The sequence below is a fragment of the Streptacidiphilus anmyonensis genome (assembly GCF_000787855.1).
In the GTDB taxonomy this organism is placed as follows: Bacteria; Actinomycetota; Actinomycetes; order Streptomycetales; family Streptomycetaceae; genus Streptacidiphilus; species Streptacidiphilus anmyonensis.
Map to the genome: position 1 here is coordinate 34,031 of NZ_BBPQ01000048.1, position 20,157 is coordinate 54,187.

16 protein-coding genes and 1 pseudogene are annotated in these 20,157 nt (G+C 70.7%); 10 read left to right on the top strand and 7 right to left on the bottom strand.

Translation table 11 applies throughout. The annotated features are described in order from the left end of the window. Entirely contained in the window at positions 1 to 639 is a 639-nt protein-coding gene (locus tag TR50_RS30250; protein WP_042429363.1) for an ATP-dependent Clp protease proteolytic subunit, read from the bottom strand. Positions 640 to 803: 164 nt separating this feature from the next. Here TR50_RS30250 and TR50_RS30255 point away from each other — a divergent pair, with 164 nt between their 5' ends. The 8 genes and pseudogenes from TR50_RS30255 (at position 804) to TR50_RS30295 (ending at position 12,157) form a co-directional block, all read left to right on the top strand. Beyond that, positions 804 to 1,715: a 2-hydroxyacid dehydrogenase gene (locus tag TR50_RS30255; protein WP_042429366.1), complete on the top strand. Its 912-nt coding sequence runs from the start codon at positions 804 to 806 to the stop codon at positions 1,713 to 1,715. A gap of 258 nt (positions 1,716 to 1,973) precedes the next feature. Then, positions 1,974 to 4,952: a putative bifunctional diguanylate cyclase/phosphodiesterase gene (locus tag TR50_RS30260; protein WP_052441515.1), complete on the top strand. Its 2,979-nt coding sequence runs from the start codon at positions 1,974 to 1,976 to the stop codon at positions 4,950 to 4,952. A 229-nt stretch (positions 4,953 to 5,181) separates the two neighbouring features. Further along, a pseudogene (locus TR50_RS30265) lies at positions 5,182 to 7,056 on the top strand (acetolactate synthase large subunit); the annotation flags it as partial. A gap of 16 nt (positions 7,057 to 7,072) precedes the next feature. Further along, positions 7,073 to 7,597 (top strand): acetolactate synthase small subunit, encoded by a 525-nt coding sequence (gene ilvN / locus TR50_RS30270; RefSeq protein WP_042369292.1) that lies wholly within the window; start codon positions 7,073 to 7,075, stop codon positions 7,595 to 7,597. Between the two features lie 200 nt (positions 7,598 to 7,797). Continuing rightward, complete coding sequence (gene ilvC, locus TR50_RS30275) at positions 7,798 to 8,796, top strand: ketol-acid reductoisomerase (RefSeq protein WP_042429373.1); 999 nt, start codon at positions 7,798 to 7,800, stop codon at positions 8,794 to 8,796. A 295-nt stretch (positions 8,797 to 9,091) separates the two neighbouring features. Then, the gene (gene serA / locus TR50_RS30280; protein WP_042429376.1) at positions 9,092 to 10,684 is read left to right on the top strand and encodes a phosphoglycerate dehydrogenase; all 1,593 of its coding nucleotides are present in this window, start codon (positions 9,092 to 9,094) and stop codon (positions 10,682 to 10,684) included. An 88-nt stretch (positions 10,685 to 10,772) separates the two neighbouring features. Continuing rightward, positions 10,773 to 11,333 (top strand): Uma2 family endonuclease, encoded by a 561-nt coding sequence (locus TR50_RS43075; RefSeq protein ID WP_052441517.1) that lies wholly within the window; start codon positions 10,773 to 10,775, stop codon positions 11,331 to 11,333. A 116-nt stretch (positions 11,334 to 11,449) separates the two neighbouring features. Further along, entirely contained in the window at positions 11,450 to 12,157 is a 708-nt protein-coding gene (locus tag TR50_RS30295; protein WP_042429379.1) for a methyltransferase domain-containing protein, read from the top strand. Positions 12,158 to 12,209: 52 nt separating this feature from the next. On the opposite strand, the gene TR50_RS49865 is transcribed toward TR50_RS30295, so the two are convergent. Beyond that, complete coding sequence (locus TR50_RS49865; RefSeq protein WP_269084824.1) at positions 12,210 to 12,338, bottom strand: hypothetical protein; 129 nt, start codon at positions 12,336 to 12,338, stop codon at positions 12,210 to 12,212. 9 nt (positions 12,339 to 12,347) lie between these two features. After that, positions 12,348 to 12,974, bottom strand: a complete 627-nt coding sequence (locus TR50_RS30300; protein WP_042429382.1) for a DUF2461 domain-containing protein — start codon at positions 12,972 to 12,974, stop codon at positions 12,348 to 12,350. An 82-nt stretch (positions 12,975 to 13,056) separates the two neighbouring features. Between TR50_RS30300 and TR50_RS30305 the strand changes: the two genes are divergently transcribed. Both TR50_RS30305 and TR50_RS47665 read left to right on the top strand, forming a co-directional pair. Continuing rightward, positions 13,057 to 13,305 (top strand): hypothetical protein, encoded by a 249-nt coding sequence (locus TR50_RS30305; protein WP_152648725.1) that lies wholly within the window; start codon positions 13,057 to 13,059, stop codon positions 13,303 to 13,305. 181 nt (positions 13,306 to 13,486) lie between these two features. Next, a complete protein-coding gene (locus TR50_RS47665) occupies positions 13,487 to 13,648 on the top strand; it encodes a hypothetical protein (RefSeq protein ID WP_162837974.1) in 162 nt (53 codons plus the stop codon). Here the strand turns inward: TR50_RS47665 and TR50_RS30310 are convergent. From TR50_RS30310 to TR50_RS30325, 4 genes are all read right to left on the bottom strand, one after another. Then, on the bottom strand, positions 13,632 to 14,078 hold the full coding sequence (locus TR50_RS30310; RefSeq protein ID WP_369405797.1) for a GtrA family protein: 447 nt from the start codon (positions 14,076 to 14,078) through the stop codon (positions 13,632 to 13,634). The two genes, TR50_RS47665 and TR50_RS30310, sit on opposite strands and share 17 nt — an antisense overlap. Beyond that, the gene (locus TR50_RS30315; RefSeq protein WP_042429389.1) at positions 14,075 to 15,013 is read right to left on the bottom strand and encodes a glycosyltransferase family 2 protein; all 939 of its coding nucleotides are present in this window, start codon (positions 15,011 to 15,013) and stop codon (positions 14,075 to 14,077) included. The genes TR50_RS30310 and TR50_RS30315 overlap by 4 nt, the downstream gene beginning before the upstream one ends. A gap of 18 nt (positions 15,014 to 15,031) precedes the next feature. Next, on the bottom strand, positions 15,032 to 17,641 hold the full coding sequence (locus tag TR50_RS30320) for a YfhO family protein (RefSeq protein ID WP_052441519.1): 2,610 nt from the start codon (positions 17,639 to 17,641) through the stop codon (positions 15,032 to 15,034). Between the two features lie 152 nt (positions 17,642 to 17,793). After that, positions 17,794 to 20,040, bottom strand: coding sequence for a PLL family lectin (locus TR50_RS30325; protein WP_052441521.1), 2,247 nt, complete (start codon positions 20,038 to 20,040; stop codon positions 17,794 to 17,796). Positions 20,041 to 20,157 lie beyond the last annotated feature (117 nt).

Consider the following 20,157-nt stretch of genomic DNA (forward strand, 5'->3'; position numbering starts at 1 on the left):
TCACAACCCCATCCGTCGGCGCGACGCGGCCGGGCGGATGTCGGCGAGCGACTCCACCACCCGGTCCACGATCCCGTACTCCCTGGCCTGTTCGGCCGTGAACCAGCGGTCGCGGTCGCCGTCGCGCGCGATCGCCTCCTCGGTCTGCCCGGTGTGCTCGGCGGTGATCCGCTCGATGGCCTTCTTGGTGAACTCCAGGTTCTCGGCCTGGATCTCGATGTCCGCGGCGGTGCCGCCGATGCCCGCCGAGGGCTGGTGCATCATGATCCGCGCGTTCGGCAGAGCGAACCGCTTGCCGGGCGCGCCGACGGTCAGCAGGAACTGGCCCATGCTGGCGGCGAACCCCATCGCCAGCGTCGAGACGTCGTTGGGGATGAGCCGCATCGTGTCGTAGATGGCCAGGCCCGCGGTGACCGAACCGCCGGGGCTGTTGATGTACAGGCTGATGTCGGTGCGCGGGTCGTCCGCCGACAGCAGCAGCAACTGCGCGCACACCCGGTTGGCCGACACGTCGTCGACCTGGGTGCCGAGCAGGACGATCCGCTGGTCGAGCAGCTGGGCCGCGAGGTGGTCGTCGAAGCGGCTGGGCGGGGTGTCGCCCTCCTCCGCGCGGGGAGGGAGCGGGGCGAGTGGAGTCATCTGGTCTCCCGGTCGAGGCGGTGATGCCGTCGAATCCACTGTCGGCCCCGGACGGTCCCCGGTCGCGGTCTCTCTGCCCGCCGCAGATTCGCCACGGGCAGAGCGCCGGGGCAGTGCCCCCGGCCCGAGCCCGGGTGCTGCGACCCGCTGGCTAAGGTCGGAGCATGAGTGCTCGCTATCTGCTCCCCTACGCCCCCGACGCCGTCGGCGGTCTGCCCGCCGGCCTGGACGCCCTCGTCTGGGACGGCGACGGACCGCTGCCGTCCGACGACGCCCTGCGGCACGTGGAGTTCTTCTGCCTGCCCTACATGCGGCACGCGGTCGCGGTCACGGTGATCCCGCACCTTCCGTCGCTGAGGGTGGTCCAGACCCTCACCGCCGGGATGGACGACGTGCTGCCGCACGTCCCGGCCGGCGTCGTCGCGTGCAACGCGCGCGGGCTGCACGACGCGAGCACCGCCGAGCTGGCGGTGACCCTGGTCCTCGCCTCGCTCCGCGGCGTCCCGCACTTCACCCGGCTTCAGGACCAGGGGCGCTGGAGCCAGGAGTTCCACGAGTCGCTCGCCGACAAGACCGTGCTCATCCTCGGGTACGGCTCGATCGGCCGCGCGCTCGCCGCGCGTCTGGAGCCCTTCGAGTGCGACGTCGTCCGGGTCGCGCGTCGCGCGCGCCCCGAGGAGGAGGTGCACGGCGCGCAGGAGCTGGCGGCTCTGCTTCCGTCCGCCGACGTCGTCGTCCTGTTGACGCCGCTCACCCCTGAGAGCCGTCATCTCGTCGACGCGGGTTTCCTCTCCCGGATGAAGGACGGCGCGCTGCTGGTGAACGTCGCCCGCGGGCCCGTCGTCGACACCGAGGCGCTGCTGGGGGAGCTCGCCACGCGGCGGCTGCGTGCCGCGCTCGACGTCACGGACCCGGAGCCGCTGCCCGCCGACCACCCGCTCTGGCATGCGCCCGGGGTGCTGATCACGCCTCATGTGGGCGGGCCCAGCAGCGCGTTCCTGCCCCGGGCCAAGCGCACGCTGCGCGAGCAGATCCGGCGGTACGAGAGCGGGGAGCCGCTCGCCAACCGGAGTTGACGGGGAGCCGACCGGAGCTGACGCGTGAGGGGCGCTCGTGCGCCCCCGGCGTGCGCCCAGGGCACCCCCTTCCTGCGCAGCAGCACCGGAAGGTTTCCTTCGAATCGGGTACAGCTACCTCGACAGTGGCCATTACTCTGAGTTGAGTGTGCATGTCTCTGAGTGACGACTGTGGTGTAGGTTCCCGACCGGGAGACCCGGTACGGAGTTGTCCGCCCCGCTGGTCCGATCGCACCCGGGGCCGGAGGGGGATTGCCCATGCTGAGCACTGAGCTGAGCAACGAGCTGAGCACCGAAACGCTGCTGCCCGGGCAGTCCCGCCGCGGCAGGCCCTGGGCGGCCGAGGAGCACGACAGATCCGCCGCGTCGCCCTTCGCCTACGGCGAGGGCGACCAGGAGGAGATGGGGCACCCCGACGACCTCGTCACGGAGCCGCCCGAGGGCGGCGCTGCCCGGGACGCCCACCCGCCGGGGCCGCTCCGGCTCTCGCACGCCGCGGCGCGGCTGCCGCGGATACTCGCGATGCTGGTCTGCCTGCTGTACGTCGCGGGCGCGGCCTACGGCTGGGGTTCGCCCGCGGTGGCGGACTTCATGGGCGACTTCGGCCTTGCCGGAGCCGCACTGACGGCCTCGCTCTCCTGCTTCGGCTACGGCGTGCTCTCCGGCGGGCGGCACCGCAGCGCCTGGGTCTGCTTCGGCCTGAGCTCCCTCATGGTCGCCGTCGGCAACGGCATCTGGGGCTGGTACGAGTGCGTGCTCCGGCAGTCGCTGCCGTCGCCGTCGATCGCCGACTACGTCTTCCTCTTCTTCGCCCCGCCCGCCATCCTCGGGCTGCTGATGCTCTCCAACCGGCCCCGCAACGCCGCCGGTTGGCTCTGCCTCGCGCTCGACGCCTGGCTCATCGCCGGCTCGCTGCTGACGCTCAGCTGGTCCCTCGCTCTCGGCCGGACGGCGCAGGGCGACCAGCACAGCCCGCTGCGGCTGGCGGTCGGCCTGGCCTACCCGCTGCTGGACATCCTGCTCATCAGCATGGTCCTCGGCCTGCGCTTCCGCCGTCAGGACAGCAACCGGGCGGCGGTGCACACGGCCATAGTGGGCCTCGCCCTGACGGTGCTCTGCGATGCCGTCTTCACCAGCCAGTCCTTCAAGGACGCCTACCACTCGGGCGAACTGCTCGACGCGGGCTGGTTCTGCGGCTCGATGCTGCTGGCCTGGGCCCCGTGGGCCGGGGGCGGCCGCGCGCTCACCCGCGAGTCCGTCCGGCGGCCGCGCGTCGCGTCCACCTTCAGCGCGCTGACCCCGTACGCCGCCACCGGCGTCTGCACCATCGGCCTGCTCTACAACGCGCTCGGGCAGCACCATCTGGACCGGCTGGTCCTGATCATCAGCTGCACCGTGGTGATGGCGCTGATCCTGCGTCAGGGCGTGATGCTGCTGGACAACCTGGCGCTGGCCCAGCGGCTCAGCCACCAGGAGCGGCACTTCCGCTCGCTCGTGCAGGGCTCCAGCGACGTCATCATGATCGCCGACCCGGACGGTGTGCTGCGCTACGTCAGCCCCGCCGCGGCCGGCGTCTACGGGCGCCCGGCCGAGGAGCTGGTCGGCACCAGGCTGCCGGAGATGGTCCACCCGGACGACCTCGGCCATGTGCTGTGGGAGGTGCAGCGCTACCTCGCCAAGGCTCCCGCCCACGCAGCCCAGGGGGCCCAGGGGGCCCGCGGAGCCCACGGATCAGCCGGGGCTCACGGCCCCACGGCGGAGCCGACCGCGCGGATCGAGTGCCGGGTCCGCTCGGGCGCGGGGGAGTGGCTGGACGTGGAGTCCACCGTCAACCGCTACCGCGACGGGCTGATCTTCAACTGCCGCGACATCTCCGAACGCGTGCGCCTTCAGGCGCAGTTGGAGCACAACGCGTTCCACGACGCGCTGACCGGCCTGCCCAACCGGGCGCTGTTCCTCAAGCGCGGCCGCGACGCGCTCACCCCCAGGGCCGAGAAACGTCCCGACGTCGCGGTGCTCTTCGTCGACCTCGACGGCTTCAAGGCCGTCAACGACACCGCCGGCCACCAGGTCGGCGACGAGCTGCTGGTGCTGGCGGCGAAGCGGCTGCGCGAGTCCGTGCGCGAGGGCGACACGGTCGCCCGGCTCGGCGGCGACGAGTTCGCGGTGCTGCTCGTGGGCGAGGTCGACCGGGAGCGCGCCTTCGCCATCGCCGAGCGGCTACGCCTCGCCGTCTCCGCGCCCTACGCGCTGGGCAACGAGGAGCACGCCGTCGCCGCCAGCATCGGCATCGCCTTCGCCGAGCCGGCCGTAGGGCCGGAGAGCGCCGCCGACCTGCTGCGCAGCGCGGACCTGGCGATGTACCAGGCGAAGAGGCGCGGCAAGGACCGCGTCCACGAGTACTCGCCCGAGCTGCGCACGGAGCTGCGCCGTCGCACCGAGCTGGACCAGCGGCTGCGCACCGCCGTGCGCGAGGGCGAGTTCACCCTCGTCCACCAGCCGATCGTGGACCTGCGCAGCGGCCGGATCAGCGGCCTGGCAGCGCAGGCGCGGTGGCGCTCCGCGCAGGGGCTGCTGCTCACCCCGGCGGAGTTCCTGCATGCCGCGGGCGGCGGCGAGCGGGCGCTGCGGCTGTCCCGCTGGATGGTCGAGCACGCCGTCGAGGAGGCCGCAGGGCGCGGCGGCACGCTGCCGGTGACGGTCCGGCTCTCGCCGCGCGCGCTGACCGCGCCGGGGGTGGTGGAGGCCGCGGAGACGGTGCTGCGCCGCTGCCGCCTTCCCGGCGGCCGGCTGGTCGTCGAGCTCGGCGACAGCGGGCCCGGCCCCGGCCCCGTCGACGGACGCAGCCACGGCGTCGACGAGCTGGTGCAGCGTCTCGGCCGACTCAAACAGCTCGGCATCGGCCTGGTCCTGGACGGGCTCGGCGGCGGCGCGACCCCGCTCAGCGAGCTGCGCCGGCTGCCGGTGGACGCGCTCAAGCTGGAACGCGGCGTCGTGGACGGTCTGCTCGACTCGGCCTTCCTGCGGACCCTCGCCTCGTCCGTCCTGCGGATCGGTCACGAGCTCGGCCTGGAGACCGTCGCCGACGGGGTGGACCGCGTCGAGCAGGTCCGCATCCTGCGGGATCTCGGCTGCTCACGAGGGCAGGGCCTGCACTTCGCGCCGCCGATGCGGGAGGATGAACTGAAGGAACTGCTCCTGGCGGATACCAGGACGTCCGAGGAAGATCCCGCATGATGAGACACGAATCGAGTGGGCTTGACACCCCCCGGGGCGTCGGAGGATGGTCGTCAGCATGCGCACCCGAATTCTCGTACTTGGCGGGCGCGTCGGCTGAGCCGGGAGTCAACTCCCGAGCTGACCTGGCTGACGCGCTACCCCTCGCATGCCCACACGGGCACGAGGGGTTTTTTGTTGCCGCGAGGCAGCCAGCGCAGCGCGCTCAGCGCGAACCGCCCTAGAGACCCCCCTCCGAGAAGTCCGAGCAGCCGAGAAGGAACAGCAGATGACCGAGCAGGCAGCAGCGCCCGTCCCGCACCATGCGGGCCCCGAACCGATGACCGGTGCCCAGTCGCTCATCCGCTCCCTCGAGGCGGTCGGCGCGGACACCGTCTTCGGCATCCCGGGCGGCGCGATCCTCCCGGCCTACGACCCGCTGATGGACTCGACCCGGGTGCGCCACATCCTGGTCCGCCACGAGCAGGGCGCGGGTCACGCGGCCACCGGCTACGCGCAGGCCACCGGCAGGGTCGGCGTCTGCATGGCGACCTCCGGTCCGGGTGCGACGAACCTGGTGACGCCGCTGGCGGACGCGTACATGGACTCCGTGCCGGTGGTCGCGATCACCGGCCAGGTCTCCTCCAAGGCGATCGGCACGGACGCCTTCCAGGAGGCGGACATCTGCGGCATCACGATGCCGATCACCAAGCACAACTTCCTGGTCACCGACGCGGACGAGATCCCGCGCGTGATCGCGGAGGCGTTCCACATCGCGAGCACCGGCCGTCCCGGCCCGGTCCTGGTCGACATCGCCAAGGACGCGCTCCAGGCCCGGACCGTCTTCCGCTGGCCGGTCGAGCCGCAGCTGCCCGGCTACCGCCCGGTCACCAAGCCGCACGCCAAGCAGATCCGCGAGGCCGCACGGCTGCTGGCCGGTGCCAAGCGCCCGGTCCTGTACGTCGGCGGCGGCGTGCTGAAGGCCGGCGCCACGGCCGAGCTGCGCATCCTGGCCGAGCTGACCGGCGCCCCGGTGGTCACCACGCTGATGGCGCTGGGCGCCTTCCCGGACAGCCACGACCAGCACCTGGGCATGCCCGGCATGCACGGCTCGGTCGCCGCGGTCACCGCGCTGCAGAAGGCCGACCTGCTGTTCGCGCTCGGCACCCGCTTCGACGACCGCGTCACCGGCAAGCTGGACACCTTCGCGCCGAACGCCAAGGTCGTCCACGCCGACATCGACCCGGCCGAGATCGGCAAGAACCGCGCCGCGGACGTCCCGATCGTCGGCGACGCCCGCGAGATCATCGCGGACCTGATCGTCGCGGTCCAGCAGGAGCAGGCCGCCGGCCAGGCGGCGGGCGAGCACCGCTTCGACTACGGCCAGTGGTGGGAGCAGCTCAACGCCTGGCGCAAGACCTACCCGGTCGGCTACGAGCCGGCCCCGGAGGGCATGCTCAGCCCGCAGCAGGTCATCGAGCGCATCGGCCAGAAGGTCGGCTCCGACGCGATCTACGCCGCGGGCGTCGGCCAGCACCAGATGTGGGCCTCGCAGTTCATCTCCTTCGAGAAGCCCGCCACCTGGCTGAACTCCGGCGGCGCCGGGACGATGGGCTACGCGGTCCCGGCCGCGATGGGCGCGAAGGCCGGCTGCCCCGACACCCAGGTGTGGGCGATCGACGGCGACGGCTGCTTCCAGATGACCAACCAGGAGCTGGTCACCTGCGCGCTGAACAACATCCCGATCAAGGTCGCGATCATCAACAACGGCTCGCTGGGCATGGTCCGCCAGTGGCAGACCCTCTTCTACAACCAGCGCTACTCCAACACCGTCCTGCACGACGGCCCGGAGAACGACGGCCGCGGCCCCGCCGCCGGCACCCGGATCCCGGACTTCGTCAAGCTGTCCGAGGCCATGGGCTGCCACGCGCTGCGCTGCGAGCGCCCGGAGGACCTGGACGCGGTGATCGACAAGGCGATGTCGCTCAACGACGCGCCGGTCGTCATCGACTTCATCGTCCACCAGGACGCGATGGTCTGGCCGATGGTCCCGGCCGGTGTCAGCAACGACGAGATCCTGGCCGCACGCGACGTCCGTCCGGACTTCGGCGACGAGAACGACTGAGGGGTTCACTCACATCATGTCCAAGCACACCCTCTCCGTCCTGGTCGAGAACAAGCCGGGCGTCCTCGCCCGGATCGCGGCGCTGTTCTCGCGCCGCGGCTTCAACATCGACTCCCTGGCCGTCGGCCCGACCGAGCACCCGGACATCTCCCGTATGACGATCGTCGTCAACGTGGAGGACCTCCCGCTGGAGCAGGTCACCAAGCAGCTGAACAAGCTGGTCAACGTCATAAAGATCGTCGAGCTCGACCCGGTCGCGGCGGTCCGCCGCGAGCTGATGCTGGTCAAGGTCCGCGCGGACGCGGAGACCCGCGGCCAGGTCACCGAGATCGTCCAGCTCTTCCGCGCGAAGACGGTCGACGTCTCCCCGGACGCGGTGACGATCGAGGCCACGGGCAGCAGCGACAAGCTCGAGGCCATGCTGAAGATGCTGGAGCCGTACGGCATCAAGGAGCTCGTCCAGTCCGGCATGGTCGCCATCGGCCGCGGCGCGCGCTCCATTACGGACCGCTCCCTGCGAGCGGTCGAGCGCAGCGCTTAGCCCTGCAACCACCCAGGGGCGCGGGGAACTGCGCGACCAGCCCTCTACGGAGGTGCACGGTTCCTCGCGCAGTTCCCCGCGCCCCCAGGCAGTGCAACAACTGTGAGACGCTAATCTCACGCTTTGAGACTCAACCGTCCGCTGATCGACATCGGCGTACGGTGTCCCCAAGGAATCCATCCCGCAAGGAGAAGCCAGCGATGGCCGAGCTGTTCTACGACGACGACGCCGATCTGTCCATCATCCAGGGCCGCAAGGTCGCCATCCTCGGCTACGGCAGCCAGGGTCACGCGCACGCGCTCTCCCTGCGCGACTCCGGTGTCGACGTCCGCGTCGGTCTGCTGCCGGAGTCCAAGTCCCGCGCCAAGGCCGAGGAGCAGGGTCTGCGCGTGGTCACCCCCGCCGAGGCCGCCGCCGAAGCCGACGTGATCATGATCCTGGTGCCGGACCCCATCCAGGCCGACGTCTACGAGGAGGTCGTGAAGCCGAACCTGAAGGCCGGCGACGCCCTCTTCTTCGGCCACGGCCTGAACATCCGCTTCGGCTTCATCAAGCCCCCGGCCGACGTCGACGTCTGCATGGTCGCCCCGAAGGGCCCGGGCCACCTGGTCCGCCGCCAGTACGAGGAGGGCCGCGGCGTCCCGTGCATCGTGGCCGTCGAGCAGGACGCCACCGGCAAGGCGCTGGAGCTCGCCCTCTCCTACGCCAAGGGCATCGGCGGCACCCGCGCCGGCGTCATCAAGACCACCTTCACCGAGGAGACCGAGACCGACCTCTTCGGCGAGCAGGCCGTCCTCTGCGGTGGCACCGCCGCCCTGGTCAAGGCCGGCTTCGAGACCCTGGTCGAGGCGGGCTACCAGCCTGAGATCGCCTACTTCGAGTGCCTCCACGAGCTGAAGCTGATCGTCGACCTCATGTACGAGGGCGGCCTGGAGAAGATGCGCTGGTCCGTCTCCGAGACGGCCGAGTGGGGCGACTACGTCACCGGCCCGCGCATCATCACCGACCAGACCAAGGCCGAGATGAAGAAGGTCCTCGGCGAGATCCAGGACGGCACCTTCGCCAACACCTGGATCGCCGAGTACAAGGCGGGTCTGCCGAAGTACAACGAGTACAAGAACGCGGACAGCGAGCACCTGCTGGAGACCACCGGCAAGAAGCTGCGCAAGCTGATGAGCTGGGTGGACGAGGAGGCGTAAGCCGTCTCGTCAGCAGTCGAGCCGGGGTGGCCGAGCGGTCGAGCGGCCACCCCTGTCGCATTACAGCATTCCTGTAGGGATCGTTTGTACGGTCCGTACCATCCCCGGCGGGTGATTCTTCCGCAGGGGCGCTCGGCGGAAGCACCTCCGCCGATAGACTCAATCTGCGCGTCAGGCTCACAGCGTCGTGCGTCTCCAACGCGGCATGCCACCGTCCCCTCCATGCCGTCCAAGCAACGCGGGTGCGCCCCCATTCGCACGGCTTCGGGGAGAACCGGACAGTAAGGAAACTGTCGTGAGCAGCAAGCCTGTAGTCCTCATCGCTGAAGAGCTGTCTCCTGCCACCGTCGACGCGCTCGGGCCGGACTTCGAGATCCGGCACTGCGACGGCGCCAACCGTGCCGAGCTCCTTCCCGCGATCGCCGACGTCGACGCGATCCTGATCCGCTCCGCCACCAAGGTGGACGCGGAGGCGATCGCCGCCGCGAACAAGCTGAAGGTCGTCGCCCGCGCCGGCGTCGGTCTCGACAACGTGGACGTCCCGGCCGCCACCAAGGCGGGCGTGATGGTCGTCAACGCGCCGACCTCCAACATCGTCACCGCGGCCGAGCTCGCCTGCGGCCTGCTGCTCTCGACGGCCCGTCACATCCCGGCCGCCAACGCCTCGCTGAAGGGCGGCGAGTGGAAGCGCAGCAAGTACACCGGCGTCGAGCTGGCCGAGAAGACCCTCGGCGTGGTCGGCCTCGGCCGCATCGGCGTGCTGGTCGCGCAGCGCATGTCCGCCTTCGGCATGAAGATCGTCGCCTACGACCCCTACATCCAGGCCGCGCGCGCCGCGCAGATGGGCGTCAAGCTCCTCTCGCTGGACGAGCTGCTGGAGGTCGCCGACTTCATCACCGTCCACCTGCCGAAGACCCCGGAGACCATCGGTCTGATCGGCGACGAGGCGCTGCACAAGGTCAAGCCGACCGTCCGCATCGTCAACGCCGCGCGCGGCGGCATCGTCGACGAGGAGGCGCTGGCCGCCGCCCTCAAGGAGGGCCGGGTCGCCGGCGCGGGCCTGGACGTCTTCGTCAAGGAGCCCTGCACCGACTCGCCCCTCTTCGGCTTCGACAACGTCGTGGCCACCCCGCACCTGGGCGCCTCCACGGACGAGGCGCAGGAGAAGGCGGGCATCTCCGTCGCCCGCAGCGTCCGCCTCGCCCTCGCCGGCGAGCTGGTGCCGGACGCGGTCAACGTCCAGGGCGGCGTCATCGCCGAGGACGTCCGTCCGGGCCTGCCGCTGGCCGAGAAGCTCGGCCGCATCTTCACCGGGCTGGCCGGCGAGGTCGCGGTCCGCCTCGACGTCGAGGTGCGCGGTGAGATCACCCAGCACGACGTGAAGGTACTGGAGCTCTCCGCCCTCAAGGGTGTCTTCGAGGACGTCGTCGCGGAGACGGTCTCCTACGTCAACGCCCCGCTGTTCGCGCAGGAGCGCGGCCTCGAGGTCCGCCTCACCACGCTGAGCGAGAGCCCCGAGTACCGCAACGTCATCACCGTCCGCGGCACCCTCACCGACGGCCGCGAGATCTCGGTGGCGGGCACGCTGACCGGCCCGAAGCGCCAGCAGAAGATCGTCGGCGTCAACGAGTTCGACGTCGACGTCGCCCTCACCGACTTCATGGGCTTCTTCCGCTACGTCGACCGCCCGGGCGTCGTCGGCACCCTCGGCAAGCTCCTCGGCGACGCCGGGATCAACATCGCCGGCATGCAGGTCTCCCGCGACGAGCAGGGCGGCGACGCCCTGGTCTCCCTCACGGTCGACAGCGAGATCCCGCAGGAGCTGCTGAACGAGATCTCCGCGGAGATCGGCGCGAAGTTCGCCCGCAGCGTGAACCTCTCGGCCTGATCCGCCCGGTAGTGCCGAAACCCCGCCGGGCTTCGCCCGGCGGGGTTTCGTGCTGGAGCGGACTGTGGTGATGCGGAAGCATGGCGCCATGAGCCCCACGGACGAGGACTGCGAGCGCGGGAGACTCGAAGCCGCCTGGGAGTCGTTCGAGTGTCCGGACGGCCTTGTGGCACAGTGCTTCGGCGGCGCGATCGTGATGGAGGTCCACCCCCGGACCCTGCACGATCTGCCGATCCGCACCATGGTGCGCCAGGCCTGGCCGCGGCTGGAGGCGTGGGGGGAGTGCGGCTTGGACTGCGGGGCCGACGGCAAGCCCCGCGCGGATGTCGTCTTCGCGCGTCCCGACGACATCGACCTCGCCTGGGAGGACTGGCCGGCCGGCGCTGTCCAGGGGGTCTGCGAGGTCATCTCGCCGAGCAGCAAGAACCACGACCGGCGGATCAAGGCGGAGATCTATGCTCGCGCCCGTATCCCGGTCTACCTGATCGTGGATCCGACGCAGGGCCTGTGGGAGATCTTCACGCTCGGTCCCGCCGACGCCTATCAGCTGGTCGGCAAGGGCGGCTTCGGCGAGCCGTGTGAGCTCCCCTTGCCTGCGGGGGCCGTGGTCGTCGACACCACCGCCTGGAGGCCGTACTCCTCGACATGATCGATCCGAAAAGCCTAGCGCTGCAAGGATCTTGTCCTCGCGGGGTTCGCTGTTGGATGCTGTGCACTCGTTGAACACGAGTTGTTCGTCCGTTGGACAGAGGATAGGGCGCCGCCATGCACAGGTCTGCGTACGAGCACATGGAACTGTGTGTGCGGGAGTACATGCCGAAGGACGGTCGGCACCGGGTGGTCGACCTGGGGTCGAGGATCTCCCCGAAGCAGACGCTCACCCACCGGAGCCTGCTCACCGAGTACGACATCGAGTACGTCGGGGTGGACATCCAGGACGGCCCCAACGTCGACAAGGTCATGAAGAAGCCGTACCGGATCCCGGTGAAGTCCGGGAGCGCCGACTTCGTCTTCTCCGGCCAGGCGTTCGAGCACATCCCCTTCCCCTGGGCGTCGATGCTGGAGATCGCGCGCATCCTGAAGCCGGGCGGCCACGCCTTCATCACCGCCCCGTCGCGCGGCCACGTCCACGACGCCCAGGACTGCTGGCGCTACTACCCGGACGGCTACCGGGCCATGGCCGCCTACTCCGGGCTGGACCTGCGCGAGGCGTACACCGACTTCCCGCCGAAGAACGGCATCTGGCACCAGTACGGTGAGATCGACACCAAGAACGCCTACTGGGGCGACAGCGTGGGGGTCTTCCGCAAGGGCGACCGGTACCACCCCTTCCCGCTCTTCGTGCTCCGCGAGGTCACGCTCCTGTGGGCCAACCGCATCGGCGGCGTCAAGCGCGTCCCCCTCCCGAAGCCCCACCCGGACCGCCCCCTCTGCGGCCGCCCGAAGGAGCCGACCGAGGCTCCGGCGAGCTGAGCGGCCCGGGGAGGAACGGAACGCCCGTCCGGCCTCCCCCTGGGCCGACCGCTCACATCTCCAGCAGCTCCAAGGCCTGTGCGGCGGCTTCCGTCACGCCGCCCCAGGCGTCGTCGTGCTCGTGAGCGTCAGCCCCACGCCGATTTGGGCGCATGTGCGGCAGTTCGACTTCGTGGGTCACGGCGCGCACCTATGCTGCGCCGACGTGGTCGGCGAGCCAGTCGTTGAGCGGCCTGGTGGCCTTGAGGAACCCGACGACGTGCTGCTTGGCCTCCGCCGTGCCGAGCCACGGCTCGACCGGCCACTGGCGCCAGGCCGCGAGGCTCTTGTGGCGCAGGAGTTCGATGCGCGGGTGGTCCTTGGGGTAGCCGCGCGGCGCGCTCTTGAGGCGGTTGTGGGCCATGATCTCGATGTCCGCCTTCGTCAGCTTCGCGATGACGGACTCCAGGGCCTTGCCTGACTTCTCGTCAGCCGCCGCCTCGCGGAAGCGGGCCAGCTGGTCGGGCGTCATCACGTAGCAGCCGCTGCCCGCGCCCAGGCCGTCGGCGGAGAACTGGACGTAGCCGCCGCCCTCCAGGGCCGCGCCGATGTGCGTCTTGTACGGCGACTTGTCCGCGGAGAAGCGGATGTCGCGGTTGGGGCGGAAGACCTTCGCCTCGCCGAAGCGCGGCGCGAGCTCCTCAAGCAGGGCCTCCATCGGCTCGCGCACGCAGCGCTCGTAGACGTCCTTGTGGGACGTCCAGTAGTCCTTGCTGTTCTCCGCCTCCAGGCCCTCGTAGAAGTCGAGGGCCTCGGCCGGCCAACCCTGGAAGCTCATGGTCCGAGCCTAGTCACCCCGCGTGGTCCGGGCACGTCTCGACCGCTTGACTGCGCCGGACGCCGGTGCTGGCATGCGCGGCGTGGGGGAGACGGAGGCACTGCTGTCCACCGGGTGCCTGCCGCCGGCCGAGCGGTACGAGTGGTGGCGCGAGATGGCGGCCCGTTCGTCGATGCCGACCTCGATCCGCAGCGCGGCCGAGCACCTCGCCGATCCCGCGCTCCGCGCGGCCTCGGTGGCCGGGGCGCACCATGTCGCGCCGCGCACGGCGCTTTCCGCTGCGCGCACTGCGGCGTCGGCAAGCTGTCCGGGTGAGGTCCGTCTCGGATAGTAGGAAATCCAAGTATCTGTGGAGACAGTTGGAGAACCTTGTCGTAACGTGAAATGGCAAGAGCAGTCGGATCGTCTGCCGTATCCACGGCCATGTCCGGCTCGGCCTTCGCGCAGGAGACCCCTGTCCGGCCCGCATTCCCCACAAGAAACCGGACCGTACTCTCCCCAGGAGTCTCCCCATGCATGCCGTGAAGACGCGTACCCGTCGTACCTCCGCCACCGCCAAGGACCGCGCCCAGGCGGCCGCCGCCCTGCAGCGCGCCTTGGACCGCCGCGACAATGGCGGCTCCACCGGCCACGAACTGCAGGCGCAGGCCGTGCCCGCTACGCCGTCCTGGTGAGGATCTTCCGCGACAGCACGAAGGTGAACGGGATCGCAGCGAGCGCCGCCACCAGCGGGGCGATCTTGTCGCTCATGTGGATCCCGCTCACCAGTGCCACCGTCCCGACGCTCGTGATCACGTAGTTGGTCACGTTGGTCAGCGGGAACCGGACGAACTTCGCCCAGGTGGGCTTCGTCCGGTAGGTGAAGTAGGTGTTCATGAAGAACGACCCGATCATGCTCAGCACGAAGGCGATCGTGTAGGCCAGGAAGTACGGCATGTGCGGGTGCAGCAGCAGGTACGACGCGTAGAAGGTCGCCGTGTTGACGCCGCCGACCATGCCGAACTTGATGATCTGCCACAGGTCCTTGCGGCCGACCCGGCCGACCCGGGCGGGGCCGCGCTCCGCGGCCCCCTCGCTCGTCTCCTCGGTGGTCACCGTCGTCACCGCCGGTCCAGCCGATCCCCGGCGCGTTCCTTGACGAGGAAGTGCGGCCGGCGCTTGGTCTCGTAGTAGATGCGCCCGATGTACTCGCCGACCAGGCCGATCATGGCCATCTGCAGGCCGCCGAGGCCGACGATCGCCACGATCAGGGTGACGTAGCCGGGCGCGGTGATGCCGTTGACGATCGCCAGCACGGTGATGAACGCGGCGTAGACGACCGCCAGGGCGCTCAGCATCAGGCCGAAGTAGATGCCCAGGCGCAGCGGGCGGTTGTTGAACGAGATCAGACCGTCGATGGCGTAGTTCAGCAGTGAGCTGAAGCGCCACTTGGTCTCGCCCGCCTCCCGGCCCGCGTTGCGGTAGTCGAAGGTGACGGTGTCGAAGCCGATCCAGGAGAACAGGCCCTTGGAGAAGCGGTTGTACTCCGGCAGCGCCAGCAGCGCGTCCACGGCCTGCCGCGACAGCAGGCGGAAGTCGCCCACGCCGTCGGTCAGCTCGACGTCCACCGCGCGGTTGATCAGGCGGTAGTACATCTTGCTGAACAGCGTCCGCACGAACTTGTCGCCCTCGCGGGTGCGCCGCGCGATGACCTGGTCGTGGCCGAGCTGGTAGAGCTCCAGCATCTTCGGGATCAGCGCCGGCGGGTGCTGCAGGTCGGCGTCCATCAGCACGACCGCGTCGCCGGTGGCCTCCTTGAGGCCGGCCAGCATGCCCGCCTCCTTGCCGAAGTTGCGGCTGAAGGAGACGTACTTGGTGGTCTCCGGGTTGTCCTTCGCCAGCGTCCGCAGCTGGTTGAGCGTCCCGTCACGGCTGCCGTCGTCGACGTAGCAGAGCTCGTACTCGATGGGCAGCTCGTCGAGCGTCTCCCGGATCTTGGCGTCGAACAGCGCGAGGACGGCTTCCTCGTTGTAGCAGGGGACGACGATCGACAGTCTCATGGGCGTTTCCGGGTCTGGTCAGGCGCGGGCGCGGGGGAGAGGGGAGCGGCGACGGAGCCAGGCGTAGCCCGGCAGGGAGAGCAGTCCGAGCAGACCGACGCCGGAGCCGGCGAGACCGGTCTTGAGCCCGGGAGGAGTGTACGAGCAGGACAGCGTCCTGGCCCCGCCCGACCCGAGCGGGATGCCGAAGAGGCCGTCGTAGTCGACGGGCTTCACACTGCGGCCGTCCACCGTGCAGCTCCAGCCGGAGCGGACGGTGGTGGCCATGACGGCGTAGCCGGTGCTGCCGCCGGGGAGGGTGGCGCTGAAGCTGTGGCCGCCGACCTTGATGCCGGTCGGAGCGGCGGACTTCTGCGCCGTGACGGCGGAGGCGAGCTTGCCGGAGTCGAGGCAGCCGACGACGCCCGTCGGAAGGTTCTGCGGGGTGCTGAAGCCGAAGGCCAGCTCGAGCTTGCCGTCGGCTCCGGGGGTGATCTCGCGCAGGCCCGCCTTGGTCAGCGGGTAGGAGCCGGCCAGGTCGAGGACCTGGCCGCCCTTGCCGCCGACCTGCACGGCGCCCCTGGCGTACGCGGTGTTCAGGTACGGGGTGGCGCCCGGTGCGCAGCTCGCGGTGAACTGCGACCAGGCGGTGCCCTTGGGGTGGCCGGGGACGTGCAGCTGGCCGTCGGCGCGGGTGGTGGCGACGGGGCCGCCGGTCTGGGTCAGCGCCGGGACGGTCCACACGTCGGCGCCGAGCAGGTCGTTCATCAGCGCGAAGGCGTTGCCCGCGGCCTTGGCGCCCTGGGGCGCCGCGGTGTGCACGGTCATCAGCGGCGAGGCGGCCTGGTGCTGCTGCACGAAGCCGTTCCTGTCGTCCTTGGCCGGCTCCAGGGAGGAGGTGACGCCGAAGATCGCGCGGGCGGCCGGGTTGTCAGGGCTGAAGGTGTGGCGTCCGGCCAGGGTGAAGGCGAAGCCGAGGTTGTCCAAGGCCTTGGCGGTGGCCGCCGGGGTGTAGCTGCTGTAGTAGTCGCCGCCCTGCCCGTTCAGCAGCTCGGAGTCGTTGTCGGCGAACAGGTGCGGGCCGGGGTCCGTGCGCGAGACGGGGAAGTCGTCCGTCGCCTTGAGCGCCGCCATGGCCGCCTTGGTCTGGGCGTTGACGGTGGCGTGCGGGGCGAAGAAGGGACGGATCCGGTCGCGCAGGGTGTCGATGGCGTAGACCGACAGCGTGCCGCAGGCGAAGACCGAGAGCGCCAGCACCGCGCCGACGGCGCGGGTCGCGCCGACCCTGCCGCGGGTGCGGCTGAGCGCCAGCAGTCCACCGAGGGTGAGCACGCCGCACAGGGCCAGCGTGATCCACATGTACTTCTGCGAGCCGTTGTGGTGCGAGACCTTGCCGAAGGCGGCGCAGAGCACGACCAGGAGCAGCAGCCCGGTGCCGCCGAGCAGCTCCTTGGGCCGCGGACGGCGGCTCAGCGCGAGCCAGGCCACCATGATCGTCATCGCGCTGAAGACGAAGACGTCGCGGAAGGGGCTGCCGTTCGGCTTGGCGCCGCCCTGCCACAGGATCAAGGTGGCCGGGATCATCATCGAGGCCCAGGTCACGGCCATCATGACCAGCCAGGCCACCCGCTCGCGCACCGGGACGCGCTTGATGAACGGGAAGGTCAGCAGCAGGATCAGCCCGAGCATGCCGACGGCGATGTTCGGCACCGAGTAGGTGTAGCGCGAGGCCGGCAGCAGCATCGCCGCCTGGTCGAAGACCGACGGCATGTGCAGCACGGTGTCCGGCATCGGCGCGGACGCCTTGCTGGACTTGAGCGACACCATCATCACCGGCGCCGCCAGGGCCACGCCGACGACGACCATCCCGGCCGCGCGCGCCAGCGCGAGCAGCTTCTCGCGCCGGGTGTCCTCGCGCAGGTAGACGCGGACGAGGGTGACCAGGCCGATCGCCAGGGTGGCCATCGCCGCGGTGTAGAAGTTGCCGAACCAGCACAGGGCGACCGCCAGCGAGCCCAGCACCCAGCGGCGGCCCTGGAGCGCCCAGTCCGCCGCGATGCCGATCAGCGGCACCGAGACCAGGCCCCAGCACCACATCGGGTCGGGGGAGGCGTCGTTGATGGCCCAGGCGCACAGACCGAAGCCGACCGCGAGCAGCGCCCGCAGCCAGGGCGAGCCCTGACGCAGCCGGCCCAGGTAGTGCGTCATCAGCCCGGTCCCCAGCCCGATGCTGAGCAGGGTGGTGAGGAACACGGGCAGGTTCACCATGTCGCGCGGGAAGGCGAGGGTGAGCCAGGAGAACGGGTTGGCGAGGTAGGTGAACGCGTCGCCGAGGAATGGGACGCCGAAGGCGCTGTTCCAGTTGTAGAAGAGGTCGCCCTGGGCGGTGCCGTGGGCGAGGTCCCACAGGTGGGCGTGGAACGGCACGAACTGGTTGCCCAGGTCGTTGATCGCGCGGCCGCGGGCGCCGAACGGGTAGGTGCCGCGGGCGGCCATGGCGACGCAGTAGGCGGCCATGGCGAGCGCCGCGGCCAGCAGACCGGCCAGCAGCTCCGTCCGGGGCCGCAGGGAGGGCACGGGGGACGACGCCGTGACCGGCGTTCCCGTTATGCCGCTCGCCTCGGTGGTGGAGTCGGCGGTGGCGGACACCTCTTGCCTACCTGCTTCCTGCGTCTACGTCTGCGTAAGGCCCGTCGTGCGAGTCGTACGAGCCGCGGCGCTCGGGGGTGCTGTGGGAGGGGTGTGAGCGACACGCTAACAGCGGTCGCTCACGGCCCAAACTCCGAAGCCTACCCGAGTGCTCAATTCGAATGACTTATCGGTGCTGCCGTCGGCCAGTCGGTCAACGGCGAGTCGGCGCCGGCGCGGGTCTTGCGCACCGAGGTGAGCTGCCCGTCGGCGCCGAGGGCGACGACCACGGCCCGGCCCTGGGCGTCCAGGGCCACGCCGGGGACGTGGAGGTGGAAGCGCGGGGCGTCCACCCAGCTGTCGGGGACCCCGGAGGCGGCGGCGACGGAGACGCCGCCGTCGTTGTTCCGGGTGGCCAGCACCAGGCCGGGGGTCGTGCTCGCGTTCACCTCGACGCCGACGACGCGGCCGTAGCCGCCGACGGTGTCGAGGGTGTCGGTCACCCGCCAGCTCTGGGTGCCGACCGGCAGGTCCGCGACGATCACCTGGGCGCTGCTGGGCTCCCGGTACAGCAGCCGGATCGTGCCGTCCTGGAGGGCCAGGGCGGTGACGGGCGTGCACGAGGCCGGCAGTCCGGTCGGCTGGGCGGGACGCAGCGGGGTGCCGGGGCCGTTGGTCGACCACTGCACGACGGCCGCGGCGGCGGCCGCGAAGACGTGCAGGTTGCCGTCGGGGGTGGCGGCCAGGGCGATGCCGTCCTGGATGCCGACGTAGGGCTGGTGCGGTGCGGCGCCGGAGCCGGCCGGGGCGGCGACGGAGGTCCAGGCGGACCAGGCCCCGTTCGCGGGCTGCCGGCGGTAGCTGATGGAGCCCGACCAGTTGCGGACCGCCATCGTGGTGGTGCCGCCGGCTTCGACCAGGACGGACGGGAAGCCCATCTCCATCGACTTGAGCGGGTCGCCGTCCGGCGAGCCGAGGCTCTGCCAGGGCCCGAAGGCGGGCGCCTGCGAGGCGGTCCAGCCGGTCTGCTGGCAGGTGACGACCTCGCGGAACTGCCCGTTGTGGTCCGGCGCCAGCGTGGTGCGCACCGCGAAGAGCACCAGCTTGCCGTCCGGGCGCCGCACGGCGGAGACCTGACCGAACAGGCCGCTGCCCGCGAGTGGCGTCGGGCCGACCCAGAAGTCCTGGCCCGCCTTCTGCTCGGTCCACACCAGGACGGTGCCGTTCATGACGGCGAAGGCGGCGAGTCGGCCGTCGCTCAGCTGCGCGACCCAGTCCGTCGCGCCCGGCGCGGTGGTGCGGGTCGAGCGGGACCACGGGCCGCTGGCGTAGGTGCTGACCTTCAGGTCCCCGCAGCCGGCCGGGTCGCCGCAGTCGCGGCCGTCGTTCCAGGCGTAGATGTTCGAGGCGGCCTGCTTGGGCGCGAGCAGCACCGGGCCCAGGTTGTAGGGCAGGTTCGCGTTCATGTAGCCGCGGTAGTGCTCGACCGAGGTGCGCCGCAGGCTCTGTTGGGTCTGGGCCTGGGTCTGGATCTGCGACTGGGCCCAGTACTCGGTGAGGGCCTGCTGGGCGAAGTACGTGGAGTAGGTGTGGTCCTGGTGGTCCAGGTACTCCGGCAGCCGCAGCGAGGGGACCGGCGGCGTCTTGCCGTTGCCGAAGTCCCGGTCCTGGTCCGGCCGGTGGACCGGGCTCGGGTCCAGGGTCCGCACCACGGTGGGGTTGTACTGGGAGAAGAGCTTGACCAGGGAGTCGACCACGTCCTGGCGGGTGTAGGCGTAGGCGGCCTCGACCGGGCTCTCCGTGGGGAGCAGCGTGGGCAGGGTCTGGGTCGCGCCGACCCACAGGCCGCGCAGGCTGACCGGTCGCGGCGCGACCAGGGCCCGCGCCTCCTGCAGCTCCATCCAGTAGATCTTGACGTTGGGGAAGTCGCGCAGCGTGTTCTTCTCGACCTGGAAGCCGGGGATCAGCTCGACGGCCTCGATCGTCCACGGGGCGTCCCAGCGGCCGGTCGCCATGTAGGCGTGCGCGGCGCGCAGGCCGTTCATCCGGGCGCGGACGAAGTTGGGCCGGTTGGGCAGGAACTTCTTCTTCTTGTCCTTGCGGCGCACCACCAGCGGCTCGTTGATGCCGTCGGACTCGCCGCCGGTCAGGCAGACCGTGACGGCGGGCGCGCCGGAGGCTATCGCGAGCTTGAGCTCGGGGTTCTGGAAGAACAGCCCGTCGTCGGCGTGGGCGATGACGTGGACGTAGGAGGCGGCGCGCACCTCGGACGCGTTCTGGGCGTGCGAGGCGCCCCCGGAGGCGTCGTCCTGGGCTCCCGAGCCCGACGGCAGCAACTGCCAGACTCCCGCGGCTCCCAGCACCGTGGCGGCGGCTCCGCCCGTCAGCCACACGGCCTGACGGCGGGTGATGGGTGCCATCTCCTGAATGTTCCTCATTTGCGGGGGGAGCCCTACCAACTCCGGTGCACGTCTCTGGTCTCGCTGACAGGTTGCCGCTGCACGATAGACCAGGCGTGCAAGAGCATGCGGTAAGAG